At 64.2% G+C, this 20,691-nt stretch carries 15 protein-coding genes; 2 read left to right on the plus strand and 13 right to left on the minus strand.

Translation table 11 applies throughout. The features are described from left to right. Positions 1-523, plus strand: a 523-nt coding sequence (locus tag AAFX79_00005) for a hypothetical protein (protein ID MEO1006931.1), incomplete at its 5' end; no start/stop codon positions are given. Here the strand turns inward: AAFX79_00005 and AAFX79_00010 are convergent. From AAFX79_00010 to AAFX79_00070, 13 genes are all read right to left on the minus strand, one after another. After that, positions 520-1,104, minus strand: coding sequence for a tetratricopeptide repeat protein (locus tag AAFX79_00010; protein ID MEO1006932.1), 585 nt, complete (start codon positions 1,102-1,104; stop codon positions 520-522). The genes AAFX79_00005 and AAFX79_00010 overlap by 4 nt on opposite strands. Next, complete coding sequence (locus AAFX79_00015) at positions 1,101-1,622, minus strand: hypothetical protein (protein ID MEO1006933.1); 522 nt, start codon at positions 1,620-1,622, stop codon at positions 1,101-1,103. Before AAFX79_00015 ends, AAFX79_00010 begins: the two co-directional genes overlap by 4 nt. Next, the gene (locus tag AAFX79_00020) at positions 1,619-2,494 is read right to left on the minus strand and encodes a hypothetical protein (GenBank protein ID MEO1006934.1); all 876 of its coding nucleotides are present in this window, start codon (positions 2,492-2,494) and stop codon (positions 1,619-1,621) included. The genes AAFX79_00015 and AAFX79_00020 overlap by 4 nt, the downstream gene beginning before the upstream one ends. After that, a complete protein-coding gene (locus tag AAFX79_00025) occupies positions 2,491-2,982 on the minus strand; it encodes a hypothetical protein (protein MEO1006935.1) in 492 nt (163 codons plus the stop codon). The genes AAFX79_00020 and AAFX79_00025 overlap by 4 nt, the downstream gene beginning before the upstream one ends. A 23-nt stretch (positions 2,983-3,005) precedes the next feature. Then, positions 3,006-3,791 (minus strand): hypothetical protein, encoded by a 786-nt coding sequence (locus AAFX79_00030; GenBank protein ID MEO1006936.1) that lies wholly within the window; start codon positions 3,789-3,791, stop codon positions 3,006-3,008. Between the two features lie 68 nt (positions 3,792-3,859). Then, positions 3,860-4,078 (minus strand): hypothetical protein, encoded by a 219-nt coding sequence (locus AAFX79_00035; protein ID MEO1006937.1) that lies wholly within the window; start codon positions 4,076-4,078, stop codon positions 3,860-3,862. A gap of 293 nt (positions 4,079-4,371) precedes the next feature. Further along, positions 4,372-4,809 carry a prepilin-type N-terminal cleavage/methylation domain-containing protein gene (locus AAFX79_00040; GenBank protein ID MEO1006938.1) on the minus strand — a complete coding sequence of 146 codons (438 nt, stop codon included), beginning with the start codon at positions 4,807-4,809 and terminating at the stop codon, positions 4,372-4,374. After that, positions 4,806-5,249 carry a prepilin-type N-terminal cleavage/methylation domain-containing protein gene (locus tag AAFX79_00045; GenBank protein ID MEO1006939.1) on the minus strand — a complete coding sequence of 148 codons (444 nt, stop codon included), beginning with the start codon at positions 5,247-5,249 and terminating at the stop codon, positions 4,806-4,808. Before AAFX79_00045 ends, AAFX79_00040 begins: the two co-directional genes overlap by 4 nt. After that, positions 5,249-5,644: a type II secretion system protein GspG gene (locus AAFX79_00050; GenBank protein ID MEO1006940.1), complete on the minus strand. Its 396-nt coding sequence runs from the start codon at positions 5,642-5,644 to the stop codon at positions 5,249-5,251. Before AAFX79_00050 ends, AAFX79_00045 begins: the two co-directional genes overlap by 1 nt. A gap of 38 nt (positions 5,645-5,682) precedes the next feature. Beyond that, positions 5,683-6,975 carry a type II secretion system F family protein gene (locus AAFX79_00055; GenBank protein ID MEO1006941.1) on the minus strand — a complete coding sequence of 431 codons (1,293 nt, stop codon included), beginning with the start codon at positions 6,973-6,975 and terminating at the stop codon, positions 5,683-5,685. Beyond that, positions 6,972-8,519, minus strand: coding sequence for a GspE/PulE family protein (locus AAFX79_00060; GenBank protein MEO1006942.1), 1,548 nt, complete (start codon positions 8,517-8,519; stop codon positions 6,972-6,974). The genes AAFX79_00055 and AAFX79_00060 overlap by 4 nt, the downstream gene beginning before the upstream one ends. Continuing rightward, the gene (locus AAFX79_00065) at positions 8,509-10,599 is read right to left on the minus strand and encodes a secretin N-terminal domain-containing protein (GenBank protein ID MEO1006943.1); all 2,091 of its coding nucleotides are present in this window, start codon (positions 10,597-10,599) and stop codon (positions 8,509-8,511) included. Before AAFX79_00065 ends, AAFX79_00060 begins: the two co-directional genes overlap by 11 nt. 31 nt (positions 10,600-10,630) lie before the next feature. Then, positions 10,631-11,269, minus strand: coding sequence for a hypothetical protein (locus tag AAFX79_00070; GenBank protein ID MEO1006944.1), 639 nt, complete (start codon positions 11,267-11,269; stop codon positions 10,631-10,633). 169 nt (positions 11,270-11,438) lie between these two features. Between AAFX79_00070 and AAFX79_00075 the strand changes: the two genes are divergently transcribed. Beyond that, positions 11,439-20,237: an RHS repeat-associated core domain-containing protein gene (locus AAFX79_00075; GenBank protein MEO1006945.1), complete on the plus strand. Its 8,799-nt coding sequence runs from the start codon at positions 11,439-11,441 to the stop codon at positions 20,235-20,237. The last annotated feature ends 454 nt before the right edge of the window (positions 20,238-20,691 follow it).

Below are 20,691 nucleotides of genomic sequence, written 5' to 3' on the forward strand. Positions count from 1 at the left end.
AGCCAGGCTTCCGGACGAAGCCTGGCTGGCGTACAACGCCATCTCACTCGGCGGCGATCTAGATCTGGGCCTCGGTGAATTCGGCCAGGGCACGGCGCGCGTCGTGGCGATCGGGCCCGCTCCGGCGCACATCGACCCGAACGCGCCCGCACGCGGCACGGTGCTGATGACCAGTCGGCGGACGGACGCGCCGACGGTCGACGTGTACCTCGACGGGCAGTCCACGGCTCTGGCGATAACGGCCGAGCATCCCGTGTGGTCGCTGACGCGGGACGCGTGGGTGCCGGCCGCCTACCTGCAACCTGGCGAGCTCGTTGCAACGGCTAGCGGTTCGGCCACAGTGCTGGCCGTGGGTCGGGGCCACGATCGGACGGTCTACAATTTCGAGGTCCACGGCGATCGCACCTTCTACGCTGGTGACAGCGGGGCAGGTCAGAAACGCTCCAGAAGCCGTTTTTTGCCTCGATGCACTGCCAGGGTTCCGGGTGAGTTCTCAAACCGTCCGAATCCGCGCCTCACCTAACGCTGCTGCCCAAGCCGATCGTGGGCCCACTCTCTCCATCGCTGGCTGTCTCCGCGCAGCGCAATCTGGCCTAGGCGGATCTCGGTCTCTGGCGTCACACGACCCTCGTACATCTCCAGCCTCGTCATGGCCTGGATCGTCGGCATGTGGCCCGGATAGGCCTCGAGCGCCGTGGAATAGGTCGCGAGTGCCTCGTCGATCTGGCCGGCCTGTTCCAACGTGAGAGCGAGGTTCATCCTCGGATCGGGATGTCCGGGCATGAGCTTGCGGGCCCACTCGAACTCGCTGGCGGCCTCGTACATCTTGCCCTGCTTGAGGTAGACGACGCCGAGGTTGTTGTGCGCGGGGCCGTGGTACAGGTCGGCGTTGAGCGCCCTGCGGAGCATGTTCTCGGCGCGTTCGAGCGAATCCGGCGAATCGTCCTCGGCGATCGCTCGGGCGGTCTCCTGCGTCAGGTGCTGCGCCGTAGCCGTGTCGCGGCGCGACTCGGTCTGCGGGCGGTACGGTCCGTGGGGTCCGCTCGAGCAACCCGTGGTCGCGATGGTCGCGAGCAGGACGATTGCGCACGCGCTTCGGTTCATGGCGCATCCTCCAGATACACCGCCGACAGCGTGAGTTCGGCGGTATAGCGGTTCTCGTGGCCCCCGTCGTGGGTCAGCGAGACGTCGGTGGTGGTCCACAGCCGCTGGGCACTCCGCCAGGCGACGAGCACGCGACCGACCTCGCCCGGTGTTATGCCCCGCAGGGTCGCCCGCACGGACTGCGTCCGGTAGCGATCGGCATCATCGCCGCGGCCGATGCGGGAGGTCGTGGTTGCGTCCGCTCGCACGCCGGTGAGCTTCTGCGGCGGTACGCCAGCATCGGCCATGGCCTCACGGAGCCGCGCGATGACGTCCTGCGGCGGGCGCTGGCCAAGGGAGATGCGCTCGGCCCTCCCACGCAGATCTTCGAGTCGTTGTGCGTCCTGCTGCGCCCGAACGAGCCGGAGTTCCACCGTCTCGACGGCGGCGGCCGCTCTACTCCATCGGTGGTGTTGCAACGCGACGAGGACCGAGCACGCCACCAGCAAAAGGGCTATGGTCCAGGTTGTTTTCGTCATGGCGAGGCCCCCGCGGTGAGGGTGATCGTGGCAAGGAACGCCCCCCGCTGGGATTCGGCCCGCGGCACCTGCGCCGTCCATCGATCGTCTTCCGCGAGTGCCTGGCTCAGGAGTTCGGCACGTTCGATGGCATCAATTTCGGCGATGAGCTGGATCTGGCTCGCCGATGCGGTGAGGCGGCGCGTGCGTGCGAATAACTCCGGCGGCCAGGAAGCCAGCGCATCGGCGAGGGCCGGGGTCACGTCCTCGCCCACGCGGTTGGATCTGGCGGGACCGTCGGGCGATCGCGATCGCTCCAGCCGTCGAAGCTCGGCAAGCATCGCAAGCTCGTCCGCGACGTCGGCTTCGGGCAGAGCGATCTCGAGCACGGCTTGTTTCTGCAACATGAGATCAGCCCAAACTTCGGATAGAGCGCGAATGCGGTGCTCCATGCCCAGTAGCAGCAGCACGGTTGCGCTTCCGATCAGCAATGCGGCGGCAGCATGCAGCCGTGCGCGCGAACGCCGCACGGCGCATGGCGTGCAGTCGTGTACCAGGAGATTGATGTCGCGCGTCGGATCGAGCGACTCGCCGCACGCTTCGAGCACGAATGCCGGCGCCGAGGCCGGCCGGAGCACGAGGACCCCGTCGCCTATAGCCTCATCGGCCTTCTCGCGGGCAGTGGCGCACGCCAGCGTTCGTTGCGCATCGATGGGCGCATAGGCCGGCTGCACGCGTTCGATCGGCAGCGGTAGCTCGCCCTCGAAGGCGAAGTCCAGCCGCTGGCGGTGACGCCTCGTCGGCCGACGCGGGCAGGGCTCATCCAGGACCGCCCAGTAACATAGATCGGCGCGGCGCTCCCATCGGTTGGTTCCCTCGGGAGCAACGATCATCGTCGATCCTCCGCGTAGAGCGTGAGCAATGTCTGCGTCTGGCCGGCAGCAAACCGCACGCCCTCATCATCGATGAGTTCGACGACGTGCCCGCCTACTTTGTCTCCTTCCACCAGCGTGAGCAGGGCATCGGCGGCGGGGTCGTACATGAGTGCCGCGAGCACGTTGTCGTCGCGGCGATGCACGATCGCAAGCAACTCGACGCGGAGCGGTTCGACGCGGGTGGTCGCGATGACCGGCTCGCGTACTCGTGGAGGGGGTGGTGGCGGTGGTGGGGGCGGATTCCACAGCGCGACGTCGAAGTGCCTCGGATCGACGGCGAGCAACTCATCGCTCTCCTTGGGTGGTGCGGCCGTTCCGGATTCGATCGGTGTCGGGGCAACGAGCGGAACGCGGGGCGCGTGGCTGGAGAACGCCCATGCGGCCAGGAATGCGACGGAGCACAGGCCGGCTGCGCCAACGGCCGCCTCGGCCAGGTGCCAGCGCATCAGTGGGTGGCGACCGTGAGAAATCACTGGGCGACCTCCAGCCGCTGGACGATGCGCCATGTGCTGCCTTCCCGGAGCCACACGGTCCACCACGCACGCCGCAGGGGGCCGATGCGCAGGTCCGTGCAGATCGCCCAGCACGGGCTCGCCGCTAGCAGCTCCAATGGACCCTCGACGCGGTTGCCGTCCAACCGTGTGAGCGAGCCGAGCGGCACGCGATCCCCGCGGCTGCGTGCATCGATCACGACTTCGATGCCGCCCCGACCCGCGTCGCGCATGGCGGCCTCGACGATCCGGAGGGGGGCCGTCGCCAGATTGATGGAGGTGCGCTCGGTGCCGGCATGGGTTGCGAGTAGTTCGCCTGCGGCGAGCAGAGAATCTTGGATCGACACGCGTGGAAAGACGGCGAGATCCACTGGTGCAATCGAGGCCAGCTGATCCAGCCCCGTGGGTCCCGATGTTCGCTCGGTCGTCCAGGTTGCGCGGAGCTGCGCAATCCGAGCCGGCAGCGTGCCGCGGAGGCCGAGCGGGGCATCGCCGAGCGGCACCATGCCATGCTGATCGAAGGCCGCCAAGTTCACCGCTACGGTCTCACCAGCGAGCGGGAGTTCCTGGGACGCAATGGCGACACGCGGCGAAGCCGTCTCGGGCGGAAGCGATACGGTCAACGAATGTTCGGAGAGCCAGTCCGAGGCGATCCGATCGCATTCCAGACGCAGATCGTCGAGGATCGCGAGCCTCCGCGCGTCGCGTGTGGCGACTCGATCGAGGCTGGCGGTCGAGGCTAGCGTCGCGAGCACGGTCGTCACGAGCGCAAGGGTCGCGAGCACGATGAGGAGGGCAGCGCCGCGGCGATGTCTTGCGGGGAGCGTGTACGTCATGGTCGTACTACCAGGCCCGCGCGACCGAGCGGGCCGTCTAGTGCGAGTCGCCACGCGACAACGCGACGATCGTGCTCGATCGGTGTCGCATCGAATGATCGGACCCGACCCAGCACGAATTGCTGGCTTGCCTCGCCGGATTGCGTACGAACGCTACGGATCAAGGCCTCGTCGAGGCCATCGAGTTCGTAGCGCACGACGGTCGCCAGCGGCATGCCCCCATCGATTGCCCCTCTCGATCGAAGCTGCACGTATCCGGGACCGCGGATGATTGCGGACGCCCGCGGCTCCGCGATGTCCCGCCGGGCGAGATCGTCCGCGACGGCTTGCAGCGCCCGCCGTGCGGCCATCTGCCAACGGAGCGACGGTGTTGCTTCGGTATGCAAGGCCGAGGCCGTGCGCAGGAGGGCCGCTGACGCCGATGCGATGGCGGCAAGCAATGCGAGCGCCAGCAGCACCTCTATGAGCGTAAGACCACGGTGGCAGGCGCGACTCCTGAGGGGTGGCGTCATGGGAGCGTTTCCCGTGCGAGCCGGACGCGACGGGCGATCTGGATCGTGTTGCTGGCTTGCACGATGAGCCAGCCCGCTCGTTCGCCCTCTGGCTCGTCGGCATCGATCGGTTCGGCCGCGTGCACGCGAAGCGTGAGCATATCGAGGCCCGATGATTCGAGCGACTCCGCTCCGGTCCCGAAATCCCCGGCGAGCTGCACGTCGAGGCCGTCCCAGTTCTCGCTCGGTCCCTTGGGCAGGCCGAAGGCCTCGGGATCATCGAGCATCTGATCGGCAACGAGCGACAGCGCCGCGATGAGTTCGGCGGCCGCGGTCTCTCGGGATGCCGAGGTAACTCGAGCCGCGTTGCGGATCAGTGTTGCCGAAGAGGCCGACAGCGCGGCGAGCAGCGCGAGCGCGACGAGCGCCTCGAGCAAGGAGAAGCCGCGCCTCATGGAACGCGCTCCGCCCAGCCGGTCAGCCCCGATACACGCCATCGCTCGACAATTGATGCATCGCGTGCCCGGACCACTTCGAACTCATAATCCGGGCATCGGCCCCTGGAGTCGAATACGACTTCATCCAGCGGCGAGCCACCGGACTGGGGGCGCACGCGGACATCCAGCGGCGCCGGCATGCGGCGGTAGGAGACCGCGTTGCGGTCGTTGTTGCCGGCGTGTAGGGTGAGAACGCCATCGCTTCGGACGAGCCTCGCACCGTTTTCTCGGCTGGCGAGCTGCCTCGCCCGCCCATCGAGTTCGAAGACGGCCGAGCGCGCTTCGAGCACGCGCGACCGTTCGCCCGCTCCAGACAGCCCGACCGTAGCAAAACCGGCGAGCAGGCCGAGCAACGCGATCACGAGCAGCGTCTCGATGAGCGTCACGCCGCGGACCATCAGTTCTGTCCTCGCAGATCGATGGAACTTACATCGGCGGCCTCGCCCTCGCCTCCAAGCACGCCGTCCTGGCCGAGCGACACCACCTCGTAGGGATGGTCGTCGGGCCCGGGCACGACCAACCGGTAGGGCTGGTCCCACGGGTCGACGAGTTGGCCGGGACCGAGGTAGTACGCCGAGGACGGTGACGCCGCGGGCGCGGTGAGCGCCTCGAGCGACTCGGGCCAATCACCGTGTTCGAGTCGATAGGTCTCCAGCTTGCCCGCGACGATGCCCACGCCGGTGCGGGCCAGCTCCCGCTTGCCCTTGCCGAAGGCGCCGCTAAAGCCCACGGTGAGCGTGGCCGCGAGCAGCCCGAGGATGACCACGACCGCGAGCACCTCGACGAGCGTCATGGCGCGGGAGCATTCGATTTCACGTTTCGAATTCATGCTTACCCCAGCACGTCGCGCAACCGCACGAGCGGCAGTGCAGCCGCCATCACGACCACGCCAATGATGGCTGACAAGACCAGGATAACCGTGGGTTCTGCCAGCGCCGCCAGCCGATCGATCATGCGGTGTGCCCTGCGTTCTTCCCGCGTCGCGATGCGATCGAGCATGGCGTCTAGCTCACCCGCGGCCTCGGCGGAGGCAACGAGCCGCGTCAGCTCCGGACTGAACCACAACGGATCGTCCAACGCTTCTGCCAATGTTCCGCCCCCTTCGATGGACTTGGCGGCTTGCTTGAGCTCACGCCCTAGTGACGCGGAGATCGGGCCAGCGCAAGTCGCTGCCGAGGCTCGCAGGGCTTCGACCAGTGGTACGCCACATCGCCCCATGGCGGCCAGCTCGCCACAGATGCGAGCGACGGACCCGGCCCGAAGGGCGCTCGGGACTAAGCGCCGCAGCATCATCGGCCATGCTCGTCCCGAAGCAGCCACGGCGCGGGCGGCAGCAAATGGTGCAAACACAGCGAATGCTGACGCGGCCACGAGCAGGGGCCACCACACCGCGAGCGTCGAGCCAACGGCGATGACACCCGTGGTGAGCGTGGGTGGCTGCACGCCGGAGTCAGTTAGGACCTCGACGAGACGCGGAAGTGGTCCCAGACTGAGGAACACGACAACGACGAGACCCACGAGCGAAATCAGTGCGGGATAGGCGAGCACGCCGGCCAGCTTGCTAGCAAGTTGGCTGGAGCGGGCCTGGCGTTCACCCAGGACGCGCAGTGATGCCGACAACTCGCCCCGACGCTGGCCCGCCTCGGTGATCGCAACCTCGGACAACCCAAACCAGGCGGGCCGATCGCCCATTGCCTCGTGCAAGGGGGCGCCCTCCGACACCTTTTCCTGCAGTTCCCGGGCGAGACGCTGGATCGGTCTGGGCCGTGCGTCTCCTCCGGGATCGCCAAGCGTGGCTAGCGCTTCGGCCAGCGGCAGCCCGGCGTCGAGCATCGTGCTCAATGCGTCGTAGAGATCCGCTCGAGCCGCAGCGCGACGACTGCGGCTATATGCATCGGCGGAGTGTCGCAAAGAGGTCCATGCTCGACCAATCCAGAGCCATGCGTTTCGGTGTTCGTTCGATGCTCGAGGAGTGTTTCGGAGAGCCCCCGCAGACCTTAGATCCAGCAATCGCAGGCCCTCGCGTCGCAGAAGGGCCCTTGCTTCGGCTGCGGACGGCGCTTCGAGGTAGCCGGCCCGCACGTCGCCTCGGGAAGCGACCGCCTTGTACCGCCATGCGGTCATGCCTCATTCTCGACGACGTGTGCGGTCTTGGAAGCGCCGCTGACGCGCTGCACCTCGGCCTCGGTCGTGATGCCCAGCCGAACCAAATCCATCCCCGCTTCGTAGAGGGTTCGCATGCCGGTGTCGCACGCGAGTTCTCGGATTCGCCCGGCGTCACCGCCTCCGCCGATCACCCTGCGGATCGCGTCATCGACCAGCAAGAACTCGAACACGCCCACCCGCCCGCGATAACCCGTGCGCAGGCACCCCTCGCAGCCCCGGCCGTCGCATTCCGCGTGCACGCGGCGAACCAGCCGCTGGGCGAGCACGGCCGAGAGCGAGGCCGAAACGAGGTAGGGCTCGACGCCGAGGTCCACCAGCCGCGTCACAGCCGTCGCGGCATCGTTGGTGTGCAGCGTTGAGAACACCACGTGGCCCGTGAGCGACGCCTGGATTGCGGTCCGTGCCGTTTCCTCGTCGCGGATTTCGCCAACCATGATCACGTCGGGGTCTTGTCGGAGGATGTGCCTCAGGCCGGTTGCGAACGTCACGCCCTTCTTCGTGTTGACCTGAGCTTGGCTGATCGCCACGTCCTCGCTCGAAAGTTCGTATTCGATGGGATCCTCGATCGTCATGACATTAAGGTCTGCGGCGCTGCTGCTTGCGATCCAGCGCAGCGTGGTGTAGAGGGTTGTGGTCTTGCCACTGCCGGTCGGGCCGGTCGAAAGCACGATGCCACTGGATCGTGACGCTGCCTCCATGAACGACTCACCGATGGGCGCGGGCATGCCCAGCTGCGCGAAGTCTCCGAGTTGTTCGGCCGTATCGCCCTCCAAGAGGCGGAGCACGGCCCGTTCGCCGTGCGCAGTTGGCATCGTGCTGATTCGCATGTCGATGGTGCGAGGCTGGGAGCCGGCCGTGCCCGAGGATCCGCCGATCGTGGCCGTAGTCCGGCCGTCTTGAGGCAGCCGGTGCTCGGCAACGTCCATGCGACCCATGACCTTGATTCGGCTCGCGATGGCCTTGGCTAGCCCGGGGGGTAGGCGACGCACGGTGTGCAACGCACCATCCACCCTTGTGCGCACGAGCGTAGCGACCGCAGTCGGCTGGATGTGCAGGTCGCTCGCGCCGCGGCCGATGGCCTCGAAGAGCAAGGCGTCAACCAACCGGATCACCGGTCCCTTGCCGTGCGTGTGCAGTAGGTCCTTGTCCTCATCCAGCAACCGCACGACTTCATTCGCGTGTTCGTCGATGCCGTCGTCGTCTCCGGCATCCACATTGGCAACCGGAGTCACTGTGCTGTATGCAGTATCAATGGCACGGGCCAATGCCTCTGCGTCGATCGTCTCGATGTGCCATGCAACATCGAGGTGGACGCAGCAGTTGTGTGGAATAGAGGGTCTGGTGTTCGTACTGGTGAGCAAGCGCGGTTCACCATGCAGCACGACACCCAGGACCAAGTGCCGTCTCGCAAACTCCTCCGACACAGCATGGAGAAAGTCGTGGTGTGGTTCATAGGAGGAAGGACTGAGCACGGCGGCCTGCTCTGGCGAGTCAACTGCCATCGCGCGCCTCCAGCGATTGCGAGCCGAAGATGAGCCTTGGTTCAACCTCGGGCCAGCCATCGTCTATGCCGAGCTCGACTGACGTCCGCCGCCCCAGGTGCTTCAGGGCTTCAAACCGATCTCCGCGCACCACGCTGGCACGGACCAGCACGTAGAAGCGCGTGCGGCTCCCCGAACTCGATTGATTCTTGAAGAGTGCGCCCACCAGCGGGATGCGGCCCAGCAGCGGCAGACGCGTTTCCGAGTCGCCCTCCTGCGTCGTCTCGAGGCCTCCCAGGACGACGGCGTAGCCGTCCGGGATCGTCGCCACGCTGCTCAGCGAACTATCTTGGCGCGGCGGGGGCAATGATGGATCGCTCGAATCGCCAACAAATGCGCTCAGCGAGATGTCGTACTCCAGCAGCAGGTGATCGCCCTCGGCGATCTGCGGCCGCAGCGTCACCTGGGTCCCGGCCTGCGACGAGCCACCAAAGCTTGTCGTCGCGACGGTGTCCGAGGCGTTCACGCTGAGGAAGGGTTCTTCGGTGATCGAGTCGAGCGTGGCCTGCTCGTTGTTGTTGACCAGCAGACGGGGCGAGCTGAAGCTGCGGCCATCGGTGACCGTCTCGAGCGCGCGCACAACCACCGAAAAGTCGCCGGGGTTGAGCACGACGCCCGTGAAGCCGAGCGCATCGCCGACGACCCGGCCATCATCGCCCGAGGTGCTCAGGCCGAACAGCGAGGCTACACGGAACAGCGTGTCGCCCGACATCTCGATGGACTCGAGCTCGACGCCGAGATCGAAGGTTTGCCCCTCGTTGAGCGCCACGATCGAGACCTCGAGCATCACCTGCGGCTGCCGCTTGTCGATCGTCCCCAGCAGGCGTTCGAGCTCGTCCAGAAGCCGGGGCTCGCCAATGGCGATGATGGAACTCGTGCCGGCATCGGCGGTGAGTGCCAGGCCATCAACCGCGAGCCCGGATGGAGTCGTCGCTGGCGCCTGCGAAGCGGATGATTCTGCCGCGGGAGGCGCGAGCGCCTGGGTCACGCCGGCCTCGATAAGCTCGCCGAGCAGGCCGACGACCTCGTCAACCGGACGGTTCCGCACCGCAAACGTCCGCATCGAGCGCCTAGATGCAACGTCGACGGCATCCAGCCGATCGATCAGATCCCGGATGTCGTCGTGCTGCGAGGGCGTCGCGGTGATGAGAAGCGTTCCGGTCAGGGTGTCTTTTACTACCGAGATAGCAACGTCCTCGCTGTCGAAGAGCTGCGAGACGAGCGACTCGACCTCATCCAGTCCGAAGTGGCGCGGGCGGTACTCGCGACGTTCGCGATCTTCTTCGATATCGATCTGCGCAAGGAGGTACTCCCATGCCGGGAACTCGGTCTCCGGAGCTACGAGCAGGAGCATCTGGGTGCCATCCAGAGGCACAAGCCGCCCCACTAACGGCCGATCGGTTAGCACATCTCGAGCAGTCACCGCCTGGGTCGCGCCGGCCAAAAGACGGGAAGCCGAGACGTGTCGCGGCCGAATGCGTCGCACGATAGGAGCCGTGCTTGGTAGATCGAATTGCGACCATATGGCGACCGACTGTCTAAGGCGGTCGCGGTGGTCCCTGATGAACACGGCGCCCGTGCTTCCGAGTTCTGTTATTTGGCCGGCCTTGCTTAGCAGTGGCCGCACGAGTGCAAGCGATTGTTCTGTGGTTAGATGTTCAGGATGGAGGACCACTGCCTCGAATCCGGGCTGGACACCGGCGCCTTCCTGATCGTCACCACGCTGCGTACGAACGTACGAAAGATCCGATGCCTCGGCGACTCGCACGACACGGAGCATGTTGGTGTCCGAGATGCCAACCGTTGTCCATCCATAGCTGCCGAGCAATCCGTGAACCAGAGCCCAGAGTTCCGCATCGGCTAGCGGCGTACCGATCCGCAGAGTTACGGATTGCTGGAGCTGCGATTCGTCGTACTGGATGTCTATGCCGACGCGATCGGCCGCAACGTCCACGAGGCGCGCTAGCGATATCCGGCCGGCAAGTCGCGAATCCGATTCCTGAGACCATCCGAGCCCAGCGGCACAGGCCAGCACGATCATGCACCATGTCGCTTGCGAGCGATCCATGCCGCTAGAACCGCATCGCAGCACGAACGCCCGGAAGATCACGACGAAGTCGGGCTTCCGCGTCTAGTACGTCGGCGGACTCGGTCACCGACCGGACCAGGCCTACGGCGACTGGATCCGCCGCGCGACCTTGGCGACGCGCTCGCTCGACCTCATGTGCAGCCGCGAGGATGTCATGCCATTGATCGCGCGTTCGATCTAAGACCCTCCATGCAAGTGGTACACCCTGCGGAACATCGTTGGACGTCCGAGCAAAGCGATCTTGCACGTCGAGCGGTAGCTGGACGAACGCATCATCGCGAATTCGCATGGCTGCGTTTGCCATTGATGCCTCTATGTTGGCGATCTCCGATGCGAGCCGGGTCATTGCCAGTTCCGCGTCCGGATCCGCGGGATTATGCGTATGTGCTCGGAGGGCCCGGCGGTAATCCCCGATGAGTGCCGCCCGGCGTGCCCGGAACAGCCGAATCTCGGTGCGCTCGTCTACGCACTGGATCACGGCTTGGCGGATCGCACCGCACTCGGATGGCGCAACGCCAGCAACAGTCAGCACTTCGGGTATCAACAGAGCCGATGCAGCACCCTCGTGCGGCGATATTGGTTCGGTGCCCGCTAGCACGAACATGATCAACAAGGACAACATGGGACAGCTCCTTCATGTACACGAAGAGCATACCGAATGTCGCATCCTTGAAACAATGCAATCTGCACGACTTTAAAAAAATAGGCAAGATATTAAAATGGGGTTGCATGGCGAGTATGGTGATTTTACGATGACGTATAACAGAATCTGACGGCGCGAAGGAGAACACATGCAACGCTTGGCATGGGTCGGAGCCCTGTTGGTATCGCTGTTTGCGTCATGCGCAGCTCGAGGGCAGTGTTATGACGATCCCTGCTGCCAGTACATCTATCTGGGGCCAACGCTCGGATACACGTGCATCTGGTTCTGTCCGCCGCCGGACATGCCAGTGCCGCTGGTTCCCGAGACCGATCCGTGCAGCATCACGCTCTGCGAGTGGCTGTGTCTCATCCAGACGCCGCCTGGTGGTCCGGGCAGCGATCCGGCATTGTGTCTGGGTAGCAATCCTCTGGGAGGCAATCCTTGCGACCCATGCGCAATCGCGCACCTGATCTGTGCCTATGCGGCGGCGTGCCCTGGCGAGACCATCGAGGACTTGGTGGGCGACTTTATTAGTCCAGCCAACTGCATCGATCCGTGCCTGGTTGGTAATTGCCCGTCCTGTTACTGCACCTGGAGCCCGGAAGAGAAGGCCACCTTCTGGTCGTGCCTAGGGCAGTGCTCGGTGGCCGAGTGCGACGAGATCCCGATGGTGTGCGATACGATGCCGATCTCGAATCCCATGATGCCGGATGACGAATGCACGGGCACCTGCGAGGGGCTTGGTCGCTACATCGATCGCATAAGTGAATGCGCTCTCGACAACGGCAGCTGCCTGCTGAGCGATGAGCAGATCCTCGATCTGGTCTGCCAGTGGGCCACGGCGTGTGCCGGAGCCAGCCCGCTCGGTGTTGATTCGTCGGTCTGCCTGGATTGCGTCGAGGGTGTGCTCGGTCGGCAGCTCACGGCCGACGAGCGCCTCGAGGTCCTGCTCTGCCTCGGCTGCTACCCCTGCATCGGTAGCGGCCCGGACCCCGACCCAAGCGTCGCGTGTGACGCCGGCATGGTGACCTGCGATTCGCTGCGGGACTATCTCAGCGAGTGGATCGCGTGCCTCACGATCGATGGGACGGAGCCCACGCGCGCGGACATCCTCGCCGAGATCTGCACGCGGCTCAAGGACGCGAGCTGCATGGACACCCTCGCGAAGCGCTGCCAGGCGTTGGGCAGCATCCTCGATTCGGGCTGCCTCACGGAGCTGCTCGGCGGACCGATGACCTACGACGAGCTGTACAACCTCCTGGAGTGCAGCGGCTGCGTGCAGTGCGTGGGGTGCGATGGCGTGCCGGTGGATTGCATGCTGTGCACGGTCGACCAGCCCGGCAACTGGGACTACACCGGCGATGGGCAGGTTGGCTGCGACGACCTGTACTTCCACGTCATCGGCTACGACATCTGCCGGAAGAACGCCGGATGCGCGGTGACCGACGCCGATCGCCGCAGCCGGCTCCTGGACTTCTGGGAGAACGCTCCGCACGGCATCTCCTGCGACGAAGCCGCCAAGTGCATCCGTTCGGCCTCGCGGACGGCGCCCACCTTCGCGTGGTGGATGAGCTTCTACCAGACGCCCAAGGCGGGCGCGACGACGAACTGCTTCGACGAGTGGTGTGCGTCGCAACCCGATACCGGCTCGGTCCTGGAAGCCGCTCCGTGCGACCTGGACGGCGACTGCCGGTTCACGTCCTTCGATACCGAGCTATGGCTGGAGTTCACGCTCATCTGCCGCGGCATGACATCGTGCATGGATGGATCGGGCGGTCCCGCGTTAAGCACAGATGATATCTGTTCGTATATCCGCAAGGGATGCTACCTGCAGTATGGCTCGGGGGGCCTGACCCCCTGCGAGGTTGGTATGACCATCGTGGCCGTCATCGATCAGCGATGCGGCCTCTTGCTGGAGTCCGGGCAAGGGTCTGAGATTCTCGCGTGCGCCGGGCTGTGTGAGTCCGGCGTGCCCGAGGACGTCATCGTGAAGCTCGGACTGGATCACGGCGACCTGTTTGACGTGTGCTCTATCAAGACGCAGGACAACATAGAGAGCGCCGAGCCGGTCCACCTGTTCACGGGCGCCAAGTCCGAGCGAGTAGTCGATCTCGCCGTGGCGCTGACGGGCGAGGATTTCGAGCTCGTGCGGAGCTACACAAGCAGCACGGCCGAGAGCGTCGGGCAAGCACCAGTGGGCCGAAATTGGACCCTATCGGCGTTCCAGAAGATCGTAGCGACCGAGATAGCTCAACATATCAAAGATCTCGGCGTACCTGACGAACCGGACCTCTTGGTACGAGACGTCAGTCTCAATTCTATACACTCGTACTGGGAGGACCCGACGACGGGCCTGTTCCAGAGCAGGGGAACTACAAGCCAGTACATTGATGGAGCGGTTTCTGGACCCGGTATGCAGCATGGATCGGGACCGACTGCCGCACAGTACTTTGTCTTGTACGAGCCTGGCCACTGGGAGAAGTGGTACTACGTCAAGGACGACAATATCTTTGCAGATGATATTAAATTTCATAATGCTCTTAAAGGTCATCTGATCCGCGAAATCGATGTGTATGGCAATGAGCGTCGCTACACATATGATTGGGTTCTAGAAGACGGCGCACCGGGTACCGAGGACAAGGTCGCACGGCTCCGCAGCATCCGCTGTTATCGCTCTGGACAGCGGACCTATCCCGACGCCAATATCCAGTTCCATTGGGACTACGGCGGCGATAGCCGGCTCCGGCGCGTCGTGGTCTCGCGACCGACGGGCTTCATCGATGGTCGGCCCGAGGCGTGGGAGGAGACCCAGAGCGTTGAGTATCTCTATCGGGTGCCATCCGGAGCGGCCACGTCCCAGGATGCCAACCTCGTGCAGGTCAACTACCGCACTCGCGTCGATCGCGACGAGGCCGGCAGCGACGAACCGTTCTGGACGCGCATGCGCCAGTATCGATATCACAACGGCGAGCTTGATGCGGCGGAGCAGACCGATGAACGGCAAAATGTTCGCGGCCTGCCGCACCAGCTCAAGATGGTGATCGAGCCGGAACAGATTGAATGGGTGGCGCAGCAGCGGATGGCCGCCGACCCGAGCGACAGCCTGGAGAGCGTCGCCGCCGAGATCCGCCTGAACGGCGACGGCCACCTGATCGACGCGGCCAATGGCATCACGACCCGCGACCTCGCGGCAAAGATCATTGGATACAGGCACACGAAGACCGGGGGCACGGTTGTCTTTGAGAGCGCCAATCCACGCGTCGACGTGCAGTTCCTCCAGAGCGCGTGCGGTGGCTGCGGTAGCGGGAACCCGCAGGGGCTCAAACAGGCGTTCGAGTACATCGAGACGAGCGTTGGCGGCACCACGGCGAGCACGGTGGTCGAGGACTTCTTGGTGGATCTCGCCGGTGGCCCGGGCGAGTTCGAGACGATTGCATACCGCACGAAGTACTACGACCACGTCATCCGCGATGGATCGCCCTATCTCGAGATCGAAGCAGTCGAAGAGAACGCCCTTGAGGGAGGACGCATCTGGGCGACCAAGTATGCGTACGGGGCCGGGCAAAACAACCTGATTAGGGAGTATTCCCCGTCATCAATACTTACATACACGGTCGGTACCGCGATGATGCGGGCCTCGGCCATGATCCGTCCCGCGGACGGACTCGTGACCGAATACGGATACACCGGCGATAACCGATTGGCGCAAACCCTCCTCCGTGCGGGCGACGATACATCAACGAGGTCGCTGATCGAAGAGTTCACCTATGGCGATTCGCTTCGCCCGTGGCTGCCGACCAAGATCGAACGCATCCGGACGGAGGGACAGACGTCGGTGCCGGCGACGACCAACGACGTCGAGGAGACGACCTTCGAATACGACTTCCTTGGCGGCGCATACCCCAACGCCGTCATCTGGTCCAAGACGTCGATCGAGGCGGAACTGATCACCGAAAACGGACCCGAAGCGGCCGTGACCACCTATGGCAGCGAGGAGCTCTACGACCAATACGGCCGCAACTATGCGTCACTCGGCCTGGACGGCTGCATCACGCTGCGCGAGTTCGACGATCGGTTCGGGCTGCCGACAAAGATCAGCGTCAACGAGAGCAATGTGCTGTTCTTGGCTGCACTCGCGCCCACGCCTACGGCGCCTGGATTTGACGAGACGGCCTGGGGCGAGAGCATCGACGAACCCGGCGAAACGCTCTTTACTAAACGTGGTGGTCGCTTGGTGACCGAGATCGAGTACGACGCGCTCGGGCGACCGACCAAGACCGTGGCGCCGGACGGCGTGACCACGCGCATCGTTCGCGAAATCCGGAGCAACGGGGTCGCCGAGCGCTCGGGATTCCCTGGGTACTACGCCGAGATCATGCTTCCGCACGACATGACGGCCGACCCCGACGAAGGGGCGACGCCATTCCTCGGCATGGCCTCCATCGCGTGGCACAACGCCGGCGGCGAGCTTATCCGCACCAGCTCGTACACGCTCGATGCGGACGACATCGACTACGCGGCCGATCCGATCGAGTATGCGCTGACCGATAGCGATCTCACGGCGCCGCATGGCACGGAAAACGAGCGGGCTCGATCGACCATTGTGCACACGTACTCCGGGTTGATTGAGGAGACACGCGACTGGCACAACCTCACTGGCCTGGCGCTGATCGATCCCGGCGCGCGACCTGACGAGGCCCGCTACTTGAGCGTCCAGTTCGAGTACGACCAGCTCGGCCGTCTGACGCAATCGCGGACGCGCAATGGCACGTTCACGGGGCATGAGTACGACGTGCTCGATCGACGCGTCGCAAGCTGGACAGACACTACCGGCGGCCACGTGACGCCTCCCTACTTCGAGAAGATCTATTTCGATGGCGATCCCACGGTGTCCGACCAGGGAGTGGGCAACGGCAACATCTCCCGTATCGAGCGATTCACCGGCGAGTCGATGGTGGTCCGGGCAACCAGGTTCTACTACGACTTTCGCGATCGACTGGTGTGGACCCTGAATCCGCTCGCACCCCACACCTTCACGACGTACGACAACCTCGACCGGCCTGCGTCGGTGTCTGTGTACGAGAGCGCGACGGAGCCACCTCCATCGGCCCCGGGCGAGATCGCCCGCGGCCGGCATGCCGAGACGCAGTACAGCCAGCGTGGCTTGATCTATCGCACACGGCTGGCCATCGATCCGAAGAGCGCGACGCCGGATTTCCTGGAGACCAACCTCTTCCTGGATTCCAAGGGCCGCGCCCGCTCCGAGCAGGCGCCGTCATCACCCGGTATCAAGCGGCTCTTCGATGCGCACGATCGCGTCATTACGCGATATGTGACCGACCGCGGCGGAGATACGCCCACGGGTGGCCGCGCTCACCACTTCAACGTAACCAGTGACATCGTGCTCGAGCAGGTTACGCACGTGTACAACGCGGACACCGCCGCGGGGTTGGCCGTGCCGCTGCAGTACAACGGCCTGCTCGACAACAGTACCACCTACCTGCGCAATCCCGCGGACACCGAGACAGGATCACTCGACGGCCACACCGTCCCGCCGGTGCCACAGTTCGTCGGGTTCTACTACGACCCCGGGTCTCGCCTTCGCGCCACCATCGACTTTGGCTCGTTCCGCGCCGACGATGTATTCGCGGCAACCGAGGCGGGGCCGCAGTCCAGTCCGTTCGCGACGGGATCCTGGCCACCGGATGATCTCGCCGAACTCAACCAGGCCGCCTACAACGATGCGATCATTTCGCGTCGTGAATACAATAAGCGCGGATTGGTGAGCATCGAGGAGGATCCCGAGGGCCGAGCAACACTGTGGTACTACGACCACCTCGATCGCGTATTTGGCATTGTGGACAACTTCCTCCCGGTGTCGGGAGTTGGCGCCTACCTGGGCTGGGAGTCCGACGGAAGTGGCGGCTTTAGGTGGGTCGGTCACTACGTGGGCGGTGATCTAAGCGGGAGCCTGGACGTTGCCGTGAATCGTGCGACGTCGATCGAGTACGATGGCAGCGGGAACGCACGCCGTCGCATCGCGCACCTGCCACGATCGGGCGATCTGATGGGCACCGGCCCAGATCCCCAGCAATCAACCTTCTACGACTATGACACGTCGATTGCAGGTGCAACGTCCCTAATCAACTCGAAGGATCTGCTCGCAAGGATCCGCTACCCGGACAGCAGCGGCGACTCGGACACCGTGCGCTTTGGCTACAACCTGCTCGCCGAGCAGATCGAGTCGCTCGATCAGATGGGGACGAGCCGGGCGTTCACCCGAGACCAACTAGGGCGGATCACGGCGGACGCTGCGACGCTGACGCCGGGCTCGGGCGTCGATGGCGCCGTCACGTCTATTACGACCGGTTACGACACGCTCGGCCGCGTGACCGAGATCACGTCGCTCAACGGATCGAGCGTGGTCAACCAGGTGTCGTACACGTACGACAACCTAGACGGCCTGTGGAACATCCAGGCCATCAAGCAGAATCCTCTCGGGCCCACGTCGGATCCAATGGCTCTGACCGTTGGCTTTGATTGGGATACGGCCCGGTTCGCCGACGGCAACTACAACCGCCTGAACCGGACGGACTACCCCTACGGCAGCACGACGATCGCTTCTGCCTATGCAACAGGTGTCGATGACACCATCAGCCGGATTAGCGGCTATGACGCGCCCGGCTTCGGCCTCTCCAGCAGCCTGCTGCGGTACGAGTACACGGGCCTGGCGATGCCGACCAAGGTCGATCTCCACCCACCGGATGTCTCTCTGGATCGTGCCTACGCGAATGGCACGTCGGTGACGCACGGCTTCGCGGGCCTGGACCGTCATGGTCGGGTGCGGCGGCATACGTGGCGGTACAACGCGAGCGGCAAGACGCTCCCGCTCCTCGACGAGCTTCACGCTTACGACGACGCGAGCAACCGGCTGACGCGCGTGGATGGTCGGCCGGCGGGGGTGGATCGCCTGGCGAAGCCCGACTTCGTCTACGGCTACGACTCGAATCACCGGCTCACCGAGGTGCAGCGGGGCGACGCCGAGGGCGGCATCGCCATCGTGCAAGCCGGCTTCTATGGAGAGCTCTGGCAGCTGGACATCCTGGGCAACTGGGACACGCTCCAGCGGGACCTCGACGGCACGATGGGCGCCTTCGGCGAGTCGGGCGACATCAGCGAGGCCCGCACGCACAACGACGCCAACGAGCTCGGCGACATCGGCGCCGAGACCGCCACCTACGACGGCAACGGCAACCTTGCGACGCTGAGCTCCGGCGGGCTGACCTACGAGTACACGCACGACGCCTGGAATCGTCTGACGCGTGTGCTGCTTCGGACGTCTCCGACGTTCGGCTTCGAGCTCGGTGCGTTTGGCTACAACGGGCTGCACCACCGTGTGACGGCGCAGCGGAACGCCGCGCAGGTGCGTCTGTACTACGACGGCCGGTGGCGGATCCTCGAGGAACGCGGCGGCACGCTGAGCGGCGGGGTGTTCACCCTCCGCGACGTGGCGCAGAACTTCTACGGCAGCCGCGGGGCCGACGACCTGGTGGCCCGCCGGTGGCACCGGGATGTGGACTCGGGCGAGCCGTCGCCGCAGAACTACTTCGCTCTAGGCGACGTGCAGGGCTCGATCGTGGCGGTGCTCGATGGCACGGGCGGTTTATTAGAACGCCTGGAGTACGACGCGTACGGCCGGCACCGGCACTTCTGGTACGCGGACACGAACCGCGACGGCGAGGTGGACGACGGGACGCTGGACTGGCCGTTCTTCAGCCAGCCGCTGAGCCCGAGCACGATCCCGGACACGAGCGCTGCGTACGAGCCGGACGCGGACCTGGACTTCGACGGCGACATCGACGGGGCCGACACGGCGCTGTTCCAGGCGCATAAGAACCGCGTTCCGCTGGCGAGCAACCTGCTGGGCGACCCGGGCGGGGCCGGGCTGTCGCACGGCTACGGCGGGTACGCGTACGAGACGCTGGTGGGTCTGTACCACGCGCGGAACCGGTGGTACAGCACCGAGCTGGGCCGCTTCCTGCAGCGCGATCCCGCGGGGTATGTCGATGGGATGAACCTGTATGGGTACGGCGGATCGAGCCCGTTCGTCTTCATGGATCCGTGGGGGCTCTTCCAGCAGGCCCAGGACTTCGTGCAGCAGTGGGGGTACGACCCGGCCGCAGTGCAGGCGGATGCATGGCGGATTGGGATGGAACTTAGGCATGGCGTAACAGCATCTCCGCCACCGCAGCCGGGCCTTGTAGACCGAGCCGCACGGCGAGTAGTACGTCAGCTGCCACATGTCGTTATGGGGACTACGTCCGGAGCTACTTTTGGTAGCGCCATGGGAGGAGCGCTCGGTCTTAGCGCCGGGCCCAAGACTGCCACTCCGGGAGCGCTGCTCGGCGGTGCAATCGGCGCGACGACCGGTTTCTTCGAAGGAGTCTTCGCCGACCCGAATGAACCTTGGATCGACACGGGTAAGCGCGCAGCCGTGATGGCCATGTTCGAGAGTCTGCTGACACCGGTCCTCGGCAAGATCCTCGGTCCATTGGCGAAGACCGGTCGAATGGGACGGGCGACGGCTAGCGACTGCTTGGTCGTCGATGATGTAGCTGAGGCCGCGGCACCTCGATGGCGAGCAGGTCGCTATAGTAATAGTGCGTCTAGTCCAGGAGCCTATCTAGATTCTGGACGACGCGTATTTCCGACACGACGAAACTCCGGCCTTCGTGGTGACCAGCTACGGCAAGAGCAAGTACAGTTCACCAGAAAACGATTGGCTGAAGGGGCAGATATTGAGGAGATTCGCGGACAAGCTGCGGCCGCCGGCCTGACTCGGACATTTGCTGGCGCGACGTCGCATCTTGCAGATCCAGGGGCCGAACGCGCGGTACAGCGTGGTCTTGAGATGCTAGAGCCGGTCGTCACGCCATCTAGCCCATAGGCTTGTAGAATGAAGGAAAATATTTGCTGTGAATGACCCTGATTTCTGTGGTATTTTAGAATATTTTGTAAATAATATTGTTGGTTTTGAGATTAAGCGACCAGAGCTAGACCACTCTTGGTACTCTACAATAGTTCAAAGACATATTAAGCTATCGAGTGTTCTCTATCAGTACTTGGCAGCCGAGCCTGGTACTGGCACTATGGGCGCATCTGGTCAGTTGAATTCAGAGGAACTGACTCGTATCGGTGCTCTATGTGTATGCAAAGCAATTTTGTCTGAACTATCGTGCGACACTATGTCAACGGCACAGTACTACATTATTGAGCAATCTACACAGTTGTGTGATAAATGGATCGAGTATATAATTACATGTCCCAAACAGTAAGGCGATGCAGTAAAGTTTAAAAATAGTTTCAGCTCTATTCTTCGGCCAGTCACTTTCTGTTAATGC

This window comes from Planctomycetota bacterium (genome assembly GCA_039819165.1).
In the GTDB taxonomy this organism is placed as follows: domain Bacteria; phylum Planctomycetota; class Phycisphaerae; order Phycisphaerales; family UBA1924; genus JAHCJI01.